The following is a 17,940-nucleotide window of genomic DNA, read 5'->3' as shown; positions in this document are numbered from 1 at the left end:
TGACGTTGCTATTCGACACGCATACCCATCTTGACGCTGCGAGATTTAACGAAGATCGGGAGGAGGTTATTCAGAGGGCTTACGATGCAGGAGTAAAGCTGATGATTAACATTGGCTGCGACCGCGAATCCATTCCGACGACAATGGCGCTGGCGGAGAAATATAGCTTTATCTATGCGGCCGTTGGCTGGCATCCGGTAGACAGCATTCATATGAAACCCGAGGATTTGGACTGGATCGAGGAGCTCTGCAGTCATCCCAAGGTGGTAGCCATCGGGGAGATGGGACTTGATTATCATTGGGACACTTCCCCAAAGGAGGTTCAGCATCGTGTGTTTCGCGAACAAATTCGATTGGCGCGAAAAGTGAATAAGCCGATTGTCATTCATAACAGGGAGGCGCATGAGGATATTATCCGCATCTTGAAGGAAGAGAAGGCATCGGAAATCGGGGGCGTTATGCACTGCTTCTCCGGCAGCCTCGAGACGGCCAAGCAATGCCTCGATATGAACTTTTATCTTTCCTTTGGCGGGCCTGTTACGTACAAAAACGCGAGGGTCCCGAAAGAGGTTTTGGCGGCTGTACCGCTCCATCGCATTTTGATCGAAACGGACTCCCCTTATTTAACACCGCATCCATTTCGAGGAAAGCGAAATGAGTCCTCTTACGTCGCTCTGGTGGCGAATGCCGCAGCTGAAATTAGGGGGATATCTCTCGAAGAATTAGCGCAAATCACCACCGAAAACGGAAAAAAATGTTTTCGAATGGATTAAAAAACGGCCAATGAGCGAGAATTAAAGACCTTTCCTGCAAAAAAACTAATTTTTATCGCTGAATTCACGTATTTTTTCAAACTTTACCCACTTTTTTCGGTTAAATCGCATTTTATCGCATCTTTACAAGTGAGCGCTGCTGAGGTTATGATTCAAATCAGAGCTTTTCATTTTGTATTGGTTTTCCAGCAAAGCAAGCTAAGATAGAGCCTTATTCCCACTCAAGGAAAATGCCAAATGAAGGGATTAGCTGCGGCCGCAAACGCGCTAATCTGACAACAGACCGAATAATCGCAGGGATGCTGTCATAGGGTAGGAGGGGGAGGTGTGAGGCGGCTGAGCTGGGGTGCGATTGCTCTGCGCGCCAATAGACTATAGTCGCGTCAACTGCAGCATGCATACACTTGGCGGCGGGGCTATGAAGGAGGACCGGGGAAGTGGGCATATTCCAGCTAGAGGACACCCATGGGAAACGATCATCCAGCATGACTTTCGCAATGCGATGGAAGCATGGAAACTTGCGTTTGATAACTTTGAGTGCTGTCATCTCAATCGCTATGACTTTCATGTTACTGGTGTTGTTGTACGGAACAGCTGTGAAAAGCGTCTCCGTAGTAGTGAATGGACAAGAAACCGTTATTCATACGAAGGAATGGGTCCTACAACGCCTACTGGATGAACAAGCTATTACAATTGGGCCACATGATGAGGTGTCAGTCCCACTGGGTTCAACACTGAAGGATGGCGATCGCATTGAGATCACGCATGCGATTCCCGTAACTGTAATGGCCGATGGCAAGACATCAACTGTATACACAACGGATAAGACGGTAAAGGCGGCGATAGATCAGCTCGATTTGTCGATACGCAGTCAAGATAGAATTAGTCCAGCACTTGATGTACAAGTTGAAGCGAATGATGTGATCAAAATTGTTCGTGTCGAAACGTTGCTGACGGAGCAAGAGAAGAGCGTTCCGTTCACCATCGTGAAGAAGGATGATCCTACGCTCGAGAAAGGCAAGGAGAAGCTTGTCCAATCCGGCAAGGAAGGCGTAGTGGTCGAGAAATATCAGGATAAGTACGAGGACGGGGTATTGGTCGGAAGCAAGATGGTCAGCGAGGTTGTTCAGACGCCGGCAGTGGAGCAGGTGGTCGCTGTAGGGACGAAGAAGCCTGCGCCGAAGGTTACGGTGCTGACAAGCAGCAGTCCGGATTTGATGACCGTTACGAAGGGCGACACGACCTTCAAGGCGAAGAAGGTCATCAAGAACATGACACTTACGGCCTATAGCGCGGATTTCGCCTCGACAGGGAAATCGGAGGGCGACCCTAATTACGGTATCACAGCATCCGGCACCCGCGTGCAGGAAGGAAGAACGATCGCCGTGGATCCAAGCGTCATTCCGCTTGGATGGTGGGTCTATATCGAAGGCATCGGCTTCCGCAGAGCAGAGGACAAGGGCAGCGCTGTGAAGGGCAATAAGATCGATGTCTATTTCGACAGTGAAAGCTATGCGAACAAGTTCGGCAAGAAGTCGGGATATACGGTTTATATTTTGGGACCGAACAAGCCGACCGCCAGCTGACGCATCGAGCGCCGGTTCCTGAAATCCGGTTTGAGAAAGAACGGGAATGTATATGCTTTCCTAGATGGCAATGATAAGAAGAGGCGGCGCCTCTTCTTTTTGCTTGTTCTGCGGACAATGGAGCTTGAGTGCGGAAAGGGATGAAAGCAATAATGATTAAGGAAGTTATTGTAGTGGAGGGCAAGGATGACACCGCTGCAATTAAACGCGCCGTAGAGGCCGATACGATCGAGACGAACGGTTCGGCGATCGGCGAGGATGTGTTGCGCCGAATCGCTCTGGCCAATGAGCGTCGCGGCATTATTATATTCACCGATCCGGATCATGCGGGAGAGAGAATCCGCAAGATTGTGGCCCGCCATGCGCCGGGCTGCAAGCATGCCTTCCTGCCGCAGGAGCTGGCCAGCCGCAAAGGCGATATTGGCATCGAGAACGCTTCGCCGGAATCGATACGTACGGCGCTCTCCGATCTGAGAACGGAATCTGATGCGCTCGAGAGCGAGATAACGTGGGAGGATCTCATCGATGCCGGTCTTATCGCTCACAGCGAGGCGGCATCGCGACGCCTGGAGATGGGCAAGCTGCTTGGCATTGGCTATGCCAACGGCAAGCAGTTCTTCAAGCGGTGTACAAGCTTCCGCATCTCGAAGGAGGAATTCTTGACGGCATGGCGCGAGATGGAACGGAGTTTGGAGGGAAAGCAATGAGCATGGAAATCGGAACACCGAAACGAACGAAGGAAATTATTGCGAGATACGGCTTCACCTTCAAGAAGAGTCTGGGACAAAACTTTCTTATCGACGGGAATATTCTGAATCGCATCGTAGAAGCGGCGGAACTGGATGAGACGAAGGGCGCGCTTGAGATTGGGCCTGGTATAGGAGCGTTGACGCAGCGTCTTGCCCGCGCTGCAGGCAAAGTGGCTGCGATAGAGATTGATCAGCGCCTGATTCCCATTCTAAGCGATATTATGGACGATGAGCCGCATGTGTCCCTCATTCATGGCGATGTGCTGAAGCTGGATCTGAAGAAGCTGTTCGAGGAGCAATTCAGCGGTCTCGATGGAGTCAGCGTAGTGGCAAATCTGCCCTATTACGTCACGACTCCAATTCTGATGAAGCTTCTTGAGGAACGTCTGCCTCTAAACCACATTGTGGTCATGATTCAGAAGGAAGTGGCGGAGCGAATGGCTGCAAAGCCTGGAGGGAAGGAATACGGAAGCCTCAGCGTGGCCGTTCAGTACTATTGCGAACCAAGCCTCGTGTGCACGGTTCCCCATACGGTTTTCATTCCCCAGCCAAATGTGGATTCCGCAGTGATCAAGCTTTCCGTCAGGGACAAGCCTGCCGTAGAGGTGGCGGATGAGAGCTTCTTCTTCCGCGTCGTGCAAGCCAGCTTCGCGCAGCGGAGGAAGACGCTTGGCAACAACCTGACCGCATTTGCGGGCAAGGAGCGGCGCGAGGCATTGCTTGCGCTGCTTGCAGCTGCAGGCATCGATCCGGTCAGACGAGGGGAGACGTTATCCCTGGAGGAATTTGCGGCTCTGAGCAAGGCGTTGCTCGCCACGGGATGGTTCAATCGTTAGGAGCGTCGAGACCCCGCTAATATATTTCCGCTCACCAATCGTTTTGTCCGCCCATAGGATAGACGAAGAGGTGATTTACCTATGAAGCAAGGGGACCTGGTCATTCGTCAATCCTACGGCGGTGACGTGCTGTTTCGCGTTGAGGCCATCCGCACCGAGTACGCCTTATTGAAGGGCACGGATTATCGATTGCTTGCGGATGCTCCGATTCCTGATTTGTCGGTTGTGCGCGATCCGGAGTCAACCAGCGCCGTGCAGCAAGTGAGAATCAAAGTGAATGAATCACTGAGGAGAATGCAGACGGATAGAGCCAGGAATGGCGGCATTACCGGCGAAAGCAGGTCTATTCGGCTTGCCCAGCAACAGCAAAGCGCGCCTTATTTCGAAGTGCCCGGCAAGGTTCTCCACCTTGACGGGGACGGGAACTATTTGAAGAAGAGCATGCAACTATATAATTCGATGCAAGTGCCCGCCCAAGGGCTGCATATTCATGAATCGCAGATGGCGGATATCCTCTATCGCTTGCTGCCCCAGGTTAAGCCGGATATTGTCGTTATAACCGGTCATGACGGCGTTCTTAAGCATCGTGCCCAGAATGAGATGTATGGACTTGGCAGCTACAAGAATTCGCAGAATTTCGTGAATGCTGTACGAATTGCCAGAGAATATGAGAAGAGCAAAGACAGTCTTGTCGTCGTAGCGGGGGCGTGTCAATCGCATTTCGAGGCGCTGCTGCAGGCAGGCTCCAATTTCGCGAGCTCTCCCGGACGGATTCTCATTCATGCGCTTGATCCGGTCTATGTGGCTATCAAGGCCAGTTATACGCCGTTTCGCGAGACAATCTCTCTGCCAGAGGTTATTCACGGCACGATAAGCGGCATCGACGGTGTCGGCGGCATCGAGACGATGGGACGCTTCAGAGTGGGGATGCCGAGACCGAAGGCGACAAGCGGCAGCTGAATGAATATGTATCGATCAATCCGCAATGAACTTTCAATGAATGTTTTGAAAACGGATGAAAAAGCATTGTCCATGCATAATTTAGACGCGAAATGCAAAATAATAAGAAAAAGTTCTGTCATTTTATAAAAATGGGTGATTTCACCGTTGACAAGTAAAATATCGGACTGATATAATATTAATTCACATTTGACATCACCTCTAACTTTGGTTATAATGGACAAGGAAAGAGGTGGTAGTGAACAATGGCAAAAAATGCGCTATTGGATATAAAACGCAGCTTGGAAGCTCATGTTGGTTCTAAGATCCGTCTGAGAGCAAACGGTGGGCGCCGAAAGACCATCGAGCGAACTGGCACGTTGGAAGAAATCTACCCTTCTGTATTCATTGTAAAGCTGGATGAGGAGCAGCATGCGTTCAAGCGGGTTTCCTACAGCTATGCGGATATACTTACAGAATCAGTGGAAGTAACTGTATGCAATGATGAAGGTCAAGTCCGAATCGCTTATCTTCAACAATAGATTGACATAAGCTTGAAACGTTTGACGCAGACAAGGTCTGCGTCTTTTTTGTGGTTACTGGAGCATATTGCTTACATCAGCAAGGAAGACGCGCCGCGCGCCGTTCACATACCCGTTGAAGGCGATATGGCGATTGTCCGGCGCCCAAGCGGGATGAGGGTCGACACGAAGCGAGCTGTTCTTGCCGGCAGCAGGGTGAGCTACATTCAAGCGAACCAATGTTTTCTCTGTATTCGTCCGAAGATCGATCCAGCGCAGCGGAACAGTGCCGTCGCCGAACGAGGTGGATTCCCAGGCATAAGTATCCGTCAGGATATGATGACCGTCCGGATGCACGGTCGGATGTCCGGAGCCTGGCATTGCATCGGTGATGGTTCTTAGATCTGTACCGTCATATCGTACACGGACGAGCTTCATTCTTCCGTCCCCGGCAAGAGCGAGGTTCATCGACAGATATTCGCCGTCCGGGTACCAGTTAATATGATGTCCGCCCTTCTTCCATTGATGGGGTCCGACGGCAACGTGAATATCGGTTCCATCAGGCTTCATAGTGAACACCCAGAAATCAAGATCCTTTTTGATCTGATTCCACGGCTGTTGTTCTTTGCTGTGGAACCATCTGACCGTGAAGATCAATCGGGTTCCCTGAGGATTAAACTTGCTATGGAAGCCATAGCATTCGCCTCCCTCGTACAAGGTTGTATCGATTCGGGGCTCGGCGTTCTCGAATAAGTCGCGAAGTGAAACGAGCAGCTTGCGGACGCCGGTAGCGGTATCTATCAGGAACAGGCCGTCGTCACTTGGAAATCCGAAGTTGCGGGGAACCAGTTGATCGGGGACGACTACCCCATATCCATTCTGCGTACGCCGCATCGTTATGGTATTGGCGCTAATGATTTGTTTGCCATCGGGAGAGATGCGATAGATGGAGCCTTCCATTCTTCGCGTTGCTCCCGTCAGAGGGTCCAGACACACCACGAACGGCGTCCAGCTTTCTGTGTCGACATCATTGAAGTATAGGGCATGATCGTCAGTGCCCCAGTTGATGTTCGCCCCCAATTGGTATTCCCAGCCTCGCGTTAGAGCGACAACCTGCTCCTCGGCCGTGTGCAAATCGACGAGAACGACCTCCGCCGTTTCTCCCGGCTCATTGACTCGGTCCCGATCGGGCATTCGCAGGACAGCCAGATAGCGGCCTGAGGGACTGACAGGCGAAGTGTCGAAGAATCGATGAAGGCCTCCGCCTTCGCCAGGCGTGACGCACCAGACGGGAACAAGAGGATCGTATTCCGTGTAACGGGGAAAGCATTGGTTAATAAGCATGGCATTCCTCTCCAATTTCGGAAATTCGGCACAGGCTTTTATGCCGTATGTGAAGTATATACGATGCCTCATGAGCTTTCTTTGTCTGAAAGGATGATGTCTTTATCCAACTATACGAAGGTTAATTTCGATATAATGAAGGAAACGAGCCCGGAGGGATGGGTATGATCGATATCGGTATTCAAATTCTATGGACAGCGCGTTACGACTACAAGAGAGGGGAGCAGCTGCGCAGACATCAGCACGCCTATTATCAGTTGTTATGGATTGCGGACGGCAACGGCCAATTTGGCTGCGGGGACGCCACGTACGAATTGGAGCCAGGCGCGATATTATTCATCAGACCGCATGAGCCGCATGGACTGACTGCGAGCAAGCATTCGGGCGTGAAGACGCTCGATATCAAATATTGCATCACCTCTCCGGAATGGGAAGCAGTATTCGCTGCGATTCCGACGAAGACGCTGGCACATGGGAAAGAAGCCTCTTGGCTGCTTGAGCGAATTCGCCGCGAGGGACTAATACGGCAAACCTATTATAAGGAAATGGCCAGGCTTCATCTAGCGGAATTGCTGTTCCTGTTATCGCGTTCCGTCGAGGGCATCGATCCGCCAAGGGAAGCGACTTCTCGTATGGAGTATCCGAAGGAGGGGCATTCCGGAGCGAAGCGAGCGGAGGCATGGATAGCGGAGCATATCGACCGAAGTTGGACGATTCACGACATGGCAGGCGAGCTCGGTTATACTCCGAATTATCTGGGACAGCTTTTCAAGGCCTACAAAGGAACGACAATAGCCGCATATGCAAAGGAGGTCCGTATCCGGCAATCGAAGGAATGGCTGACCTACTCGGATTTCAGCATCAAACAAATTGCCGAAAGGTCGGGGTTCAAAACGGTGCATCATTTCTCGCGTGTCTTCAAGCAACAAGAAGGCATTACGCCGGGTGGGTGGATTTCTCGAGAGAAGCAGGGCATTCGCAAGGACGTGATGTTCGACGAGTTCTCGTCGAATGGCTCGTCGAATGGATGATATGTCGCAGAATGAACCTGCTGTCTTGTACGCAAACTATCCTCGAAAGGAGGTATTCACGAATGGGCAGAAGACGCAGTATAATGTCGGAGCAATTGAAATACGAGCTCGCGAAGGATCTTGGATTCTACAATACCGTAGAGCAAGAAGGCTGGGGCGGCATTAAAGCGAAGGATGCGGGAAATATGGTGAAGCGGGCTATCCAGCTTGCCGAAGAAGCGGCGGCAAAGGCTCATCGGCAATAGCTCCCTCTTAAGAAAAAACGGTGCTTCCGGGGGTCCTTGGGCTCTGTAAGGGCCTCCGATTGCGCCAGTTTAGCTTTTATTGTGCTCGTTTGCTATAATGGTGCTTAGCAAAGGACGAACGGGTGGACGAGGGTTATGAAAATTTATGAGAAGGCTCCTGCCAAGATTAATTTGCTGCTGGATGTGCTTCGCAAGCGGGACGATGGTTATCATGAGGTCGAGATGATCATGACGATGGTGGACCTTGCGGATCGTCTGGAGATGGAGGAGCTGCCGCGGGATACGATCATCATATCAAGCCAGGTAGGCTATATTCCGCTGGATGAGAAGAATTTGGCCTTTCAAGCCGCAAGATTGATCAAGGAACGATATAACGTAAGCAAGGGCGTATACATTCATCTGGACAAAAAAATTCCGGTAGCCGCCGGACTCGCGGGCGGAAGCAGCGACGCCGCCGCAACGCTGCGGGGACTTAATAAGCTATGGGGACTCGGCATCTCGACGGAGGAGCTGAGCGAGCTTGGCAGCGAGCTTGGTTCGGACGTGCCCTTCTGCGTGAAGGGAGGGACCGCGATCGCCCGAGGCAGAGGCGAGAAGCTGGAGATGATCGCAGCGCCGCCGCAATGCTGGGTCGTGTTGGCCAAGCCTCCAATTAATGTGTCGACCGCGGACGTGTACGGAAGACTCAGGGCGAACGCGTTGTCGTTCCATCCTTCCATTGCAGGCATGAAGGCGGCGCTTGATAACGGCTCGTTCTACGACATCTGCGCAAGGCTCGGCAACGTGCTGGAGACGGTCACGCTGGAGTTGTATCCCGAGGTCAGGCAGCTTAAGGAAAGCATGCTCAAGCTGGGGGCTGACGGCGTGCTGATGTCCGGCAGCGGACCAACGGTATTCGGACTTGTTTCGAAGGAAGCGAAGCTGGCGAGAATCTATAACGGTTTAAGAGGCTTCTGCAAAGAAGTGTATGTGGTAAGAATGCTTACATAACAAAGACGTTCTTCTTGATTAAATCCGTATAAAAATGTTATATTGTCATTATATTATTCGGATTTAGTGGGGGGAGATGGCTTTGAAGAAGCTGAAACGAAGCTCAAGACTAGTGGAAATGACGCAGTATCTATTAACTCGTCCCCACACGTTAATTTCTCTGACAGCATTTGCAGATCGTTATCAATCAGCCAAGTCATCGATAAGCGAGGATTTGGCGATTATAAAAGAAGTCTTCGAAGAAGAAGGCATTGGAGAACTGCAGACGCTGGCAGGGGCGGCCGGCGGCGTTAAATATATGCCGTTCATGCGCGAGAGCGCGGCGCTGGATATCATGAAGAAAATTTGCTTGAAGCTGGAGCAGCCGGACCGCGTGTTGCCCGGCGGTTATTTGTATATGACGGACATGCTGGGGCAGCCGGAGCTGCTCGCCGATGTAGGCCGCATGTTTGCAACCGCATTCTCGCATCGCAAGATCGATGTGATCATGACGGTGGAGACCAAGGGCATCCCGCTGGCTTACGCAACGGCAGCCTGCCTGAATATCCCTGTCGTCATTGTCCGTCGAGACAACAAGGTAACCGAGGGCTCGGCTGTCAGCATCAATTATGTGTCCGGTTCGACCAAACGCATTCAGACGATGTCGCTTGCGCGTAGAGCGCTGAAGGAACAGTCGCATGTGCTGATTATCGACGACTTTATGAAGGTAGGCGGGACCATTCAAGGCATGATGGATCTGCTCTACGAATTCAAGGCGACGGTGGCGGGTGTCGGCGTTTTCGTCGAGTCCGGCGAGGTTGAGCTTGAGGAGAGGCTGCTGGAGGATTATATCTCGCTGGCCAAGCTGACGGCAGTGGATATGAAGACGAAGCAATCGACGGTTATTCCGGGAAATTATTTTCATAAATGAAATGAGAAGATGAAGGGCAGGGACAATCATGTCAACCAATGAAAAAGTAAGAGTCGTATCCACGAATGAGGCACCGGCCGCAATCGGACCGTATTCGCAGGCGATTAAGCTTGGAGGCTTGTTGTTTACCTCCGGGCAAATCCCGTTAACGGCATCGGGCGAGCTCGTCGAAGGAGGAATCGAGGAGCAGACGCATCAGGTATTTCGCAACTTGAAAGCCGTGCTTGCGGAAGCGGGAGCAGACTTCAGCGATGTGGTTAAAGCGACCGTATTCATGAAAGATATGAATCAATTCGCCGTGGTGAACGGCATATACGCATCCTATTTCGGCGATCATAAACCGGCTAGATCCGCTGTTGAGGTAGCGAGACTGCCGAAGGATGTTTTTGTCGAAATTGAGGTCATTGCATCGACTTCTGTCGAATAACAACGAAAACGCTTCATTTCAAAAAAAATATTTTAAAAATAGCATGGATTTACCAAAATATTAGAAGGATTTTGCATTTTTACGTGGAAGTATACACCAAGTCTATGATGGGCAAAGGTGGTGAACACAAGTGCAAATTACTGATGTCAGACTCCGCCGTGTTAATTCGGAAGGACGTATGAAGGCTATCGCATCGATTACCATTGACAATGAATTCGTTGTTCACGATATTCGTGTAATTGACGGAAACAATGGAATGTTCGTCGCAATGCCAAGCAAACGTACTCCGGATGGTGAATTCCGTGATATCGCTCATCCGATCTCCTCGACAACTCGGGAGAAAATCCAATCTGCCGTTTTGGCAGAGTATGAGCGAGCAGCTGATGAAGTTGCGATTGAAGAAGGGGCTTAAGTCAAGCAATCTTATATTTTGGTTCGAACGGGGAAGAGAGCTTCGGCTCTCTTTTCTTTTTTTTGAAATTAGGCTATATTCATGGGAGTGTTGCAAGGTCATGGGAGGGATTCTAAAGTGAAAACAATGGCGATTGTGCTTGCCGCAGGTCAGGGCAAGCGAATGAAATCCAAATTATATAAAGTGCTTCACGAGGTATGCGGCAAACCGATGGTTGGGCATGTGCTGGATACGGTTAAGTCCGCGGCCTGCGAACGGGTTGTCGTAGTTGTCGGTCACGGAGCGGAGAAGGTGCAGGCTTATCTTGGCGATGCTGCGGAATATGTCTTGCAGGCGGAGCAGCTTGGCACCGGACATGCGGTGCGCCAGGCTGAGGGGCTGCTCGGCGCCGAGGAAGGAACGACGCTCGTCATTTGCGGTGACACGCCGCTTGTGCGGGCTTCGACGATCGAAGCGATGCGGGAGCTTCATCAGGCGAGCGGGGCAGCAGCGACGGTGCTAACGGCTTCCTTCGACAATCCGACTGGCTATGGCAGGGTCATTCGCGGCGAGGGCGGCAAGGTGGAACGTATCGTGGAGCAGAAGGATTGCTCGGCTGCGGAAGCTGCAGTGAAGGAGATCAATACCGGCACGTATCTCTTCGACAACCGGAAGCTGTTCGAGGCGCTGGCCAAGGTGACGAATGAGAATGCGCAGGGCGAATATTATTTGACCGATGTGATTGGGCTGTTCAGACAGGCAGAAGAAGGGATTCAAGCTTACTGCACGGAGGATCTGGCAGAGGCAATCGGCGTTAATGATCGCGTTGCGCTGGCGGAAGCGGAGCGCTTCATGCGGGAACGCCTGAACAGAGAGCATCTGCTCGGCGGCGTTACCCTTATCGATCCGGCGTCAACCTATATTGAAGCGGGCGTCAGGATTGGAGCCGACACGGTTATTATGCCGGGATCGTTCATTCGCGGAGGAACGGTCATTGGGGAGGATTGCGTCATAGGTCCGGGCGCGGATCTATCGAATAGCGTTATTGCGGATGGCGTGACAATCAAGCATTCCGTCGTTGCGGATTCGGTTGTCGGCGAAGGCTGCTCCGTAGGGCCGTATGCCAATCTGCGTCCTGGCACGAAGCTCGGCAAAGCATGCAAGATCGGAGATTTCGTGGAATTGAAGAACGCTGTGCTTGACGACGGCAGCAAGGTGTCCCATCTGAGCTATGTCGGCGACGCCAAGGTCGGCAAGGACGTGAATATCGGCTGCGGCGCGATTACCGTCAATTACGACGGCTTCAATAAAGCGCTAACCGAGATTGGCGACAACGCCTTCATCGGCAGCAACGTCAATCTGATTGCGCCTGTGCAGGTAGGCGACGGCGCATATGTGGTCGCCGGATCGACGGTGACGCAGAATGTGCCGGCTGGTGACCTGGCTATCGCAAGGGAGCGTCAAGTGAACAAATCGGGCTATGCGGACAAGATTCGGGCAAGAGCGAAGGCGAAGAAGGAACGCTCGAAGGAATCTTGAGCCGTCAGGTGTTTAAAGTGAGGCAATAAAGGGTAAAGTGATATGGAATTCCAAATCTATTTTAGGAGGATTCCATATGGCAACGGCAATGAAAGCGGAGGAACGCGTTCCGAAGCGCAAGAGCGATCTGCGACAATTGAGGCAAAACGGTAGAATACCGGGCATTGTATATGGCAAAAATATGGGCGAAGCATCCGCGGTAAGCGTAAGCGAGAAGGATCTGAGCGCGTTGCTCAGGTCGCATCCGAATGCGGTGCTGGAGCTCGATGTTGCGAATAGCGGCAAGCAGTCGGTGATGGTGGCGGATGTTCAGCGTCATTCTCTGAACCAGCAGCAGCTGCTCCATGTTGACTTCCATCAGGTGAATATGAACGAGAAGGTGAAGGCTCATATTCGCATCGAAGCTGTCGGCGACTCGGTCGGCGTTCGCGAGGGCGGTGTTCTGCAGATCATCATGCATGATATGGAGGTTCAATGTCTTCCAGGAAGCATTCCGGATATGGTAACGGTCGATATATCCGAACTGGCTGTAGGCGAGAGCTTGCATGTCAGCGACATTGACCTGCCTGAAGGCGTCGAAGCGAAGTCGGAAGCGCAGCAAGTCGTCGTGACCGTGCTTGCTCCTCAGAAGGAAATTTCCGAAGAGGAGAAGGAAGCTCAGGATGTGGCTGCGGAGGAAGCGGAGTCTCGTTCCGACGAAGCGAATCATGAAGAGATGTCGACCAGCTCTTAGTTGGTTTACATTATTCTATCAAACAAGACCGCATGCTTGGGCTGATGCCTGGTGTGCGGTCTTTTTATCGACTCGCTAAGGAGAGGGCGATGTTTGCTTCGCTTTTTGCAAGGGATTATGCTACATTATGTGCGTAGTGTTCCTGTTCAACCGTGTGAAGGAGTGGAGAGTGGAATGAAATGGATTGTGGGACTCGGCAATCCCGGGTCGCAATACAAGGATACCCGGCATAATGTCGGATTCATGGTGGTAGACGAGCTGGCGAAGCGATGGGGGATTCAAGTGACGCAGAACAAATGCAAGGCGTTGATTGGAGAAGGCAACGTGGGCGGAACGAAGGTTGTGTTGATCAAGCCGATGACGTACATGAATTTGTCTGGGGAGTCGGTGCGTTCGTTCCTGGATTATTTCAAAGCGGAGGTAGCCGACGGCATCGTTGTCTATGATGATCTCGATACCGAGATTGGCAAGCTGCGGCTTAGGTATCAAGGCAGTGCCGGCGGTCATAACGGCATCAAATCGCTGATTCAGCATTTGCATACACAGACCTTCAATCGGATCCGAATGGGCATATCGCGTCCTCAGCCGGGCATGGTGATCTCGGATTACGTGCTGTCGGGCTTTCCGAAGGCGGAGCGGGAGAAGCTGACCGCGATGGTCGAGCAAGCCTGCGACGCCGCCGAATTCGCGCTTACAGCGACATTCGAGCAGACGATGGCGAAATTTAATGGGTAGACCGTTAAACTTGGGTTATGGAACAAAGCCAAGTTTAATCGGTAGTCTGTTAAATGATTCCGAACGGCCTGGAATCATTTAATCAGTAGACCGTTAAACTTGGGATATGGAACAAAGCCAAGTTTAATCGGTAGACTGTTAAATGAGTCCGAACAGCCTGGAATCATTTAATCAGCAGACGATAAATTTCGTTAAAATGGGCATACTGAGGGTAATAACTCACTCTCGGGAGGCATACATATGGCTGTAAATTATATATGCAGGCACTGCAAGACGAACATGGGGAGCATCGAAGGGTCTCTGATTACCGAGCAGCAGCTCGGCTTCCATTTCTTGACCCCCGATGAGCGCAGCGATATAATTACGTATGAATCAAACGGAGATGTTACGGTCAAGGTTGCTTGCGATTATTGCAATGAAGCGCTTAACTCGAATCCTGAACTGATGCTTGTTAATAATCCGCTTCAATAAGGCGCTTTGTTTCACCTTGAATCGAATATACGAAGCATGGCAATGCGCCCCGGCTATATCGTCGGGGCTGCTTACCGCATGCAAACATTGAATCAGCTTTTGCCGCCGTAGAGCGGCGAAAGCCATTTTCACATGCTCAGGATTTGCAAGTAGAAATGAGGTGCCTGGAAAGATGAAAGCGCTAATTGAAGCTTTTTCCGCGGACTCGGACGTGCAGTCGATTCTGTCCGGTATTCGCAAGGGGATGCGGGAGCAGATGATATCCGGTCTCGCGGGCTCTTCCCGCCAAGTCTTGATCGCTGCTCTTGAAGGAGCGGTTGAACGACCGATGCTGGTTGTTACCCACAATATGTTCGCCGCGCAGAAGATTGCCGAGGACTTGCAGGAATGCTTGTCGCCGGAGCAAGTGCTGCTCTATCCCGCCAATGAGCTGGTAGCGGCGGAAGCGGCCATATCCAGTCCCGAGACGCTCGCGCAGCGGATGGATGTGCTTATCCAACTGTCCAAGGGCTATCGCGGGATTGTTGTTGTGCCTTTCTCCGGCGTTCGGCGCTATTTGCCAATCAGTGAAGTGATGGCGGAGGCGCAGCTTAAGGTGGCGGTTGGCGACTCCTTGCCGCTGGATGCCTTCCTGAAGCAAATGACGGCGCTTGGCTATGTTCGAGCGGATCGCGTCGAGGCCAAAGGGGAGATGAGTGTCAGAGGAGGCATTGTCGATTTCTATCCGCTAACCGCGACGGAAGCGTATCGGATCGAGTGGTTCGGCGATGATATCGACTCGATTCGTACCTTCGACCCTGGCGATCAGCGTTCGTTAGACCGACTTGAATCGTATGTCATTCCTCCATGCCAGGAGATTATAGCGGATGCCGCGCGTATGGTATCAGCTGCGAGTCAAGCCGAAGGTCTGCTGGAGCGCCAGCTTGACAAAATGACGGACCGAACCGCCAAAGAGCGGCTGCGAGCCGAAATCGGGAGCGATCTGGAGAAGCTCCGCGAGCATATGTACTTCCCGGAAATCTATCAATATATTGCCTTGCTCTATCCGGAGCGCCAAACGATTATGGATTATATGCCCAGCGATACGCTCCTCATACTAGACGAGCCGACAAGATTGATAGAGACGGCGAAGCAACTGGAACGCGACGAGGGTGAATGGGCGGTACATCTGCTTCAGAACGGCAAGTCCTTGCCGGGTCTTTCGCTGGCTCGCGATTCGGAGGAAATTCTGCATCATCGTCCGTTCCCGACCTTGTTCCTATCCTTATTCTTGAGACAAATCCCGCATTCGCAGCCGCAAAATATATTGAACATGACAAGCCGATCCATGCAAAGCTTTCATGGTCAGATGAATGTGCTTAAATCAGAGATGGAGCGCTGGAAGAAAATCGGCGCGACAATCATGATGCTGGCAGGCAATGCCGAGCGCATGGAGCGAATGCGGCGAGTGCTGGATGATTACAGCATAGAGGTTCCCATTCTGCTGGAAGGCAATCTTCAGCAAGGCTTCGAGCTGCCCTCCTCGCATCTGGTCGTCATCACGGAAGGCGAGATGTTCTCCCAGAAGCAGCGCAAGGTACGCCGCATGGACAAGAAGCTCGATAACGCCGAGCGCATCAAGAGCTATACGGAGCTTAAAATCGGCGATCATGTCGTGCATTACAATCACGGCATCGGCAAATACGTAGGCATCGGGACGCTGGAAATCGGCGGCATTCACCGCGATTATCTGCATATTATGTACGCCGGCGGCGACAAGCTGTCGGTACCGATCGAGCAGATCGACATGATTCAGAAGTATGTCGGCAATGAAGAGAAGGAGCCGAAGGTCAACAAGCTGGGCGGAAGCGAATGGACCAAGGCGAAGAGCAAGGCCAGGGCTTCCGTCAAGGATATCGCGGACGACCTGATCAAGCTGTACGCGCAGCGCCAGGCGACGCCCGGCTATGCCTTCTCCGAGGATACCAGTTATCAGCAGGAATTCGAGGCGATGTTCCCCTATGACGAGACGCGGGACCAGCTTCGGGCGATCGGCGAGATCAAGAAGGATATGGAGAAGGAGCAGCCGATGGATCGCTTGCTCTGCGGCGACGTAGGCTACGGCAAGACGGAGGTTGCGGTACGGGCGGCCTTCAAAGCCGCCATGGACAGCAAGCAGGTCGCTGTGCTTGTGCCGACGACGATTCTCGCTCAGCAGCATTACGAGACATTCCGGGAACGCTTCGCCGGTTATCCAATTAATGTGCAGGTTCTCAGCCGGTTCCGCTCCCGCAAGGAGCAGAACGAGACGATGAAGGGGCTGAAGAACGGCTCCGTCGATGTTGTCATCGGAACGCATCGGTTGCTTTCTCAGGATGTTATTTTCAAATCGCTGGGCTTGCTTATTGTGGATGAAGAACAGCGCTTCGGCGTATCGCACAAGGAGAAGCTGAAGAAGCTCAAGACGAATGTCGACGTGCTGACCTTGACGGCGACGCCGATTCCGCGAACGCTGCATATGTCCATGCTTGGCGTGCGCGATTTGTCGGTTATCGAGACGCCGCCCGAGAATCGGTTTCCCGTGCAGACTTATGTGGTGGAGTACAGTCCCGCCCTGGTGCGCGAATCGATAGAGCGGGAGCTGGCCCGCGGCGGCCAGGTGTATTATCTGTTCAATCGCGTGCAGGGCATTCATCAGATGGCGGAGCAGATCAATATGCTCGTGCCGGATGCGAGAGTGTCCGTCGGCCATGGGCAGATGTCGGAGCAGGAGCTCGAGAAGACCATTCTGGACTTCCTGGACGGCGAATCGGATGTACTTGTGAGCACAAGCATTATCGAGACGGGCGTGGACATTCCCAACGTGAATACCTTGATCGTGCATGACGCGGACAAAATGGGGCTTTCCCAGCTCTATCAGCTGCGGGGCAGGGTTGGACGCTCCAACCGGATCGCTTACGCGTATTTCACCTATCAGCGGGACAAGGTGCTCACCGAGGTAGCGGAGAAGCGGCTGCAATCGATTAAGGAGTTCACCGAGCTGGGGTCGGGCTTCAAGATCGCGATGCGCGATCTGTCGATCCGGGGAGCGGGCAATCTGCTCGGCGCCGAGCAGCACGGCTTCATCGCCTCTGTCGGCTTCGACATGTATTCGCAGATGCTGGCGGACGAGATCAAGAGCCGGAAGGCGGAGATGAGCGGCGAGGAAGCGCAGGAAGAGAAGCCGCTTGTTACGAATATCGATATTAACGTGGATGCGTATCTGCCGTCCGACTATATCTATGACAGCATTCAGAAGATCGAGATCTACAAGAAGGTCGCTTCGGTGAAATCCTTCGAGGAGGCGGATGATCTCATCGATGAGCTGATCGACAGGTTCGGCGATCTGCCGCAGGCGGTTCTGAACTTAATGTCCGTGGCGCGACTGAAGATGTACGGCGCGCTCTATCGCATAGCGGCGATTAGTCAGCAAGGGGATGATCTCCTCTTCAAATTCGACGATTCGCAGAAGGGCAATATGATTCGCAAGAAGGTTGATCAGCTCTGTCTGGCGCTGGAGAATCGCTTCAAGCAGGGTCCTGCGGGCGATGCGGCCCCTACGGTGTTGCTGCGCGGCAAAGGGCTGAACATGGAGCAGAAGCTGCATCTGTCCGAGAAATTCCTGGACGGCTTCCGGGATGCGCTGCAGAAGACCGAAGAGCTGCAGAAGGCCAGCATGTAGCGAAATTCGCTTTTTGGCAT

The 17,940-nt window shown here is 52.4% G+C and carries 18 protein-coding genes; 17 read left to right on the top strand and 1 reads right to left on the bottom strand.

The window, feature by feature from the left end; genetic code table 11:
- Positions 1–5 precede the first annotated feature (5 nt).
- The 6 genes from HFP08_RS25075 (at position 6) to veg (ending at position 5,425) form a co-directional block, all read left to right on the top strand.
- The gene (locus HFP08_RS25075; RefSeq protein WP_168123390.1) at positions 6–773 is read left to right on the top strand and encodes a TatD family hydrolase; all 768 of its coding nucleotides are present in this window, start codon (positions 6–8) and stop codon (positions 771–773) included.
- 437 nt (positions 774–1,210) lie between these two features.
- Entirely contained in the window at positions 1,211–2,359 is a 1,149-nt protein-coding gene (locus tag HFP08_RS25070) for a 3D domain-containing protein (protein ID WP_206109316.1), read from the top strand.
- 152 nt (positions 2,360–2,511) lie between these two features.
- Positions 2,512–3,066 carry a ribonuclease M5 gene (gene rnmV / locus HFP08_RS25065; protein WP_168123373.1) on the top strand — a complete coding sequence of 185 codons (555 nt, stop codon included), beginning with the start codon at positions 2,512–2,514 and terminating at the stop codon, positions 3,064–3,066.
- Positions 3,063–3,944, top strand: coding sequence for a 16S rRNA (adenine(1518)-N(6)/adenine(1519)-N(6))-dimethyltransferase RsmA (gene rsmA, locus HFP08_RS25060; protein ID WP_168123372.1), 882 nt, complete (start codon positions 3,063–3,065; stop codon positions 3,942–3,944). The genes rnmV and rsmA overlap by 4 nt, the downstream gene beginning before the upstream one ends.
- An 81-nt stretch (positions 3,945–4,025) precedes the next feature.
- Entirely contained in the window at positions 4,026–4,904 is an 879-nt protein-coding gene (yabG, locus tag HFP08_RS25055; protein ID WP_168123371.1) for a sporulation peptidase YabG, read from the top strand.
- Positions 4,905–5,149: 245 nt separating this feature from the next.
- Positions 5,150–5,425: a biofilm formation stimulator Veg gene (gene veg / locus HFP08_RS25050; protein WP_168123370.1), complete on the top strand. Its 276-nt coding sequence runs from the start codon at positions 5,150–5,152 to the stop codon at positions 5,423–5,425.
- Between the two features lie 54 nt (positions 5,426–5,479).
- Here the strand turns inward: veg and HFP08_RS25045 are convergent, their stop codons facing one another.
- Entirely contained in the window at positions 5,480–6,748 is a 1,269-nt protein-coding gene (locus tag HFP08_RS25045) for a TolB family protein (RefSeq protein WP_168123369.1), read from the bottom strand.
- Positions 6,749–6,912: 164 nt separating this feature from the next.
- On the opposite strand from HFP08_RS25045, the gene HFP08_RS25040 reads away from it, so the two are divergent.
- The 11 genes from HFP08_RS25040 (at position 6,913) to mfd (ending at position 17,920) form a co-directional block, all read left to right on the top strand.
- Complete coding sequence (locus HFP08_RS25040; RefSeq protein WP_168123368.1) at positions 6,913–7,779, top strand: AraC family transcriptional regulator; 867 nt, start codon at positions 6,913–6,915, stop codon at positions 7,777–7,779.
- Between the two features lie 62 nt (positions 7,780–7,841).
- Entirely contained in the window at positions 7,842–8,024 is a 183-nt protein-coding gene (locus HFP08_RS25035; protein WP_168123367.1) for a small, acid-soluble spore protein, alpha/beta type, read from the top strand.
- Positions 8,025–8,159: 135 nt separating this feature from the next.
- On the top strand, positions 8,160–9,014 hold the full coding sequence (ispE, locus tag HFP08_RS25030) for a 4-(cytidine 5'-diphospho)-2-C-methyl-D-erythritol kinase (RefSeq protein ID WP_168123366.1): 855 nt from the start codon (positions 8,160–8,162) through the stop codon (positions 9,012–9,014).
- A gap of 82 nt (positions 9,015–9,096) precedes the next feature.
- Entirely contained in the window at positions 9,097–9,924 is an 828-nt protein-coding gene (gene purR, locus HFP08_RS25025) for a pur operon repressor (RefSeq protein ID WP_168123365.1), read from the top strand.
- A gap of 28 nt (positions 9,925–9,952) precedes the next feature.
- Positions 9,953–10,351, top strand: coding sequence for a RidA family protein (locus HFP08_RS25020; protein WP_168123364.1), 399 nt, complete (start codon positions 9,953–9,955; stop codon positions 10,349–10,351).
- Positions 10,352–10,481: 130 nt separating this feature from the next.
- A complete protein-coding gene (gene spoVG / locus HFP08_RS25015; RefSeq protein WP_168123363.1) occupies positions 10,482–10,763 on the top strand; it encodes a septation regulator SpoVG in 282 nt (93 codons plus the stop codon).
- 117 nt (positions 10,764–10,880) lie between these two features.
- Positions 10,881–12,281 (top strand): bifunctional UDP-N-acetylglucosamine diphosphorylase/glucosamine-1-phosphate N-acetyltransferase GlmU, encoded by a 1,401-nt coding sequence (glmU, locus tag HFP08_RS25010; protein WP_277345888.1) that lies wholly within the window; start codon positions 10,881–10,883, stop codon positions 12,279–12,281.
- 76 nt (positions 12,282–12,357) lie between these two features.
- On the top strand, positions 12,358–13,014 hold the full coding sequence (locus HFP08_RS25005) for a 50S ribosomal protein L25 (protein ID WP_168123362.1): 657 nt from the start codon (positions 12,358–12,360) through the stop codon (positions 13,012–13,014).
- A 174-nt stretch (positions 13,015–13,188) separates the two neighbouring features.
- A complete protein-coding gene (pth, locus tag HFP08_RS25000; protein WP_168123361.1) occupies positions 13,189–13,749 on the top strand; it encodes an aminoacyl-tRNA hydrolase in 561 nt (186 codons plus the stop codon).
- A gap of 240 nt (positions 13,750–13,989) precedes the next feature.
- Positions 13,990–14,220, top strand: a complete 231-nt coding sequence (gene fin, locus HFP08_RS24995) for an anti-sigma-F factor Fin (protein ID WP_168123360.1) — start codon at positions 13,990–13,992, stop codon at positions 14,218–14,220.
- 172 nt (positions 14,221–14,392) lie between these two features.
- Positions 14,393–17,920, top strand: coding sequence for a transcription-repair coupling factor (mfd, locus tag HFP08_RS24990; protein ID WP_168123359.1), 3,528 nt, complete (start codon positions 14,393–14,395; stop codon positions 17,918–17,920).
- Positions 17,921–17,940 lie beyond the last annotated feature (20 nt).

Source organism: Paenibacillus sp. HB172176 (genome assembly GCF_011947265.1).
GTDB lineage: Bacteria > Bacillota > Bacilli > Paenibacillales > Paenibacillaceae > Pristimantibacillus.
Note: the sequence above shows the minus strand (reverse complement) of the source record. Positions and strands in the feature narration are given on the sequence as shown.

Coding starts and splice junctions, on each gene's coding strand:
- rnmV (WP_168123373.1), top strand. CDS start 2,512: ATGATTAAGGAAGTTATTGTAGTGGAGGGCAAGGATGACACCGCTGCA.
- rsmA (WP_168123372.1), top strand. CDS start 3,063: ATGAGCATGGAAATCGGAACACCGAAACGAACGAAGGAAATTATTGCG.
- yabG (WP_168123371.1), top strand. CDS start 4,026: ATGAAGCAAGGGGACCTGGTCATTCGTCAATCCTACGGCGGTGACGTG.
- veg (WP_168123370.1), top strand. CDS start 5,150: ATGGCAAAAAATGCGCTATTGGATATAAAACGCAGCTTGGAAGCTCAT.
- HFP08_RS25045 (WP_168123369.1), bottom strand. CDS start 6,748: ATGCTTATTAACCAATGCTTTCCCCGTTACACGGAATACGATCCTCTT.
- HFP08_RS25040 (WP_168123368.1), top strand. CDS start 6,913: ATGATCGATATCGGTATTCAAATTCTATGGACAGCGCGTTACGACTAC.
- HFP08_RS25035 (WP_168123367.1), top strand. CDS start 7,842: ATGGGCAGAAGACGCAGTATAATGTCGGAGCAATTGAAATACGAGCTC.
- ispE (WP_168123366.1), top strand. CDS start 8,160: ATGAAAATTTATGAGAAGGCTCCTGCCAAGATTAATTTGCTGCTGGAT.
- HFP08_RS25020 (WP_168123364.1), top strand. CDS start 9,953: ATGTCAACCAATGAAAAAGTAAGAGTCGTATCCACGAATGAGGCACCG.
- HFP08_RS25005 (WP_168123362.1), top strand. CDS start 12,358: ATGGCAACGGCAATGAAAGCGGAGGAACGCGTTCCGAAGCGCAAGAGC.
- pth (WP_168123361.1), top strand. CDS start 13,189: ATGAAATGGATTGTGGGACTCGGCAATCCCGGGTCGCAATACAAGGAT.
- fin (WP_168123360.1), top strand. CDS start 13,990: ATGGCTGTAAATTATATATGCAGGCACTGCAAGACGAACATGGGGAGC.
- mfd (WP_168123359.1), top strand. CDS start 14,393: ATGAAAGCGCTAATTGAAGCTTTTTCCGCGGACTCGGACGTGCAGTCG.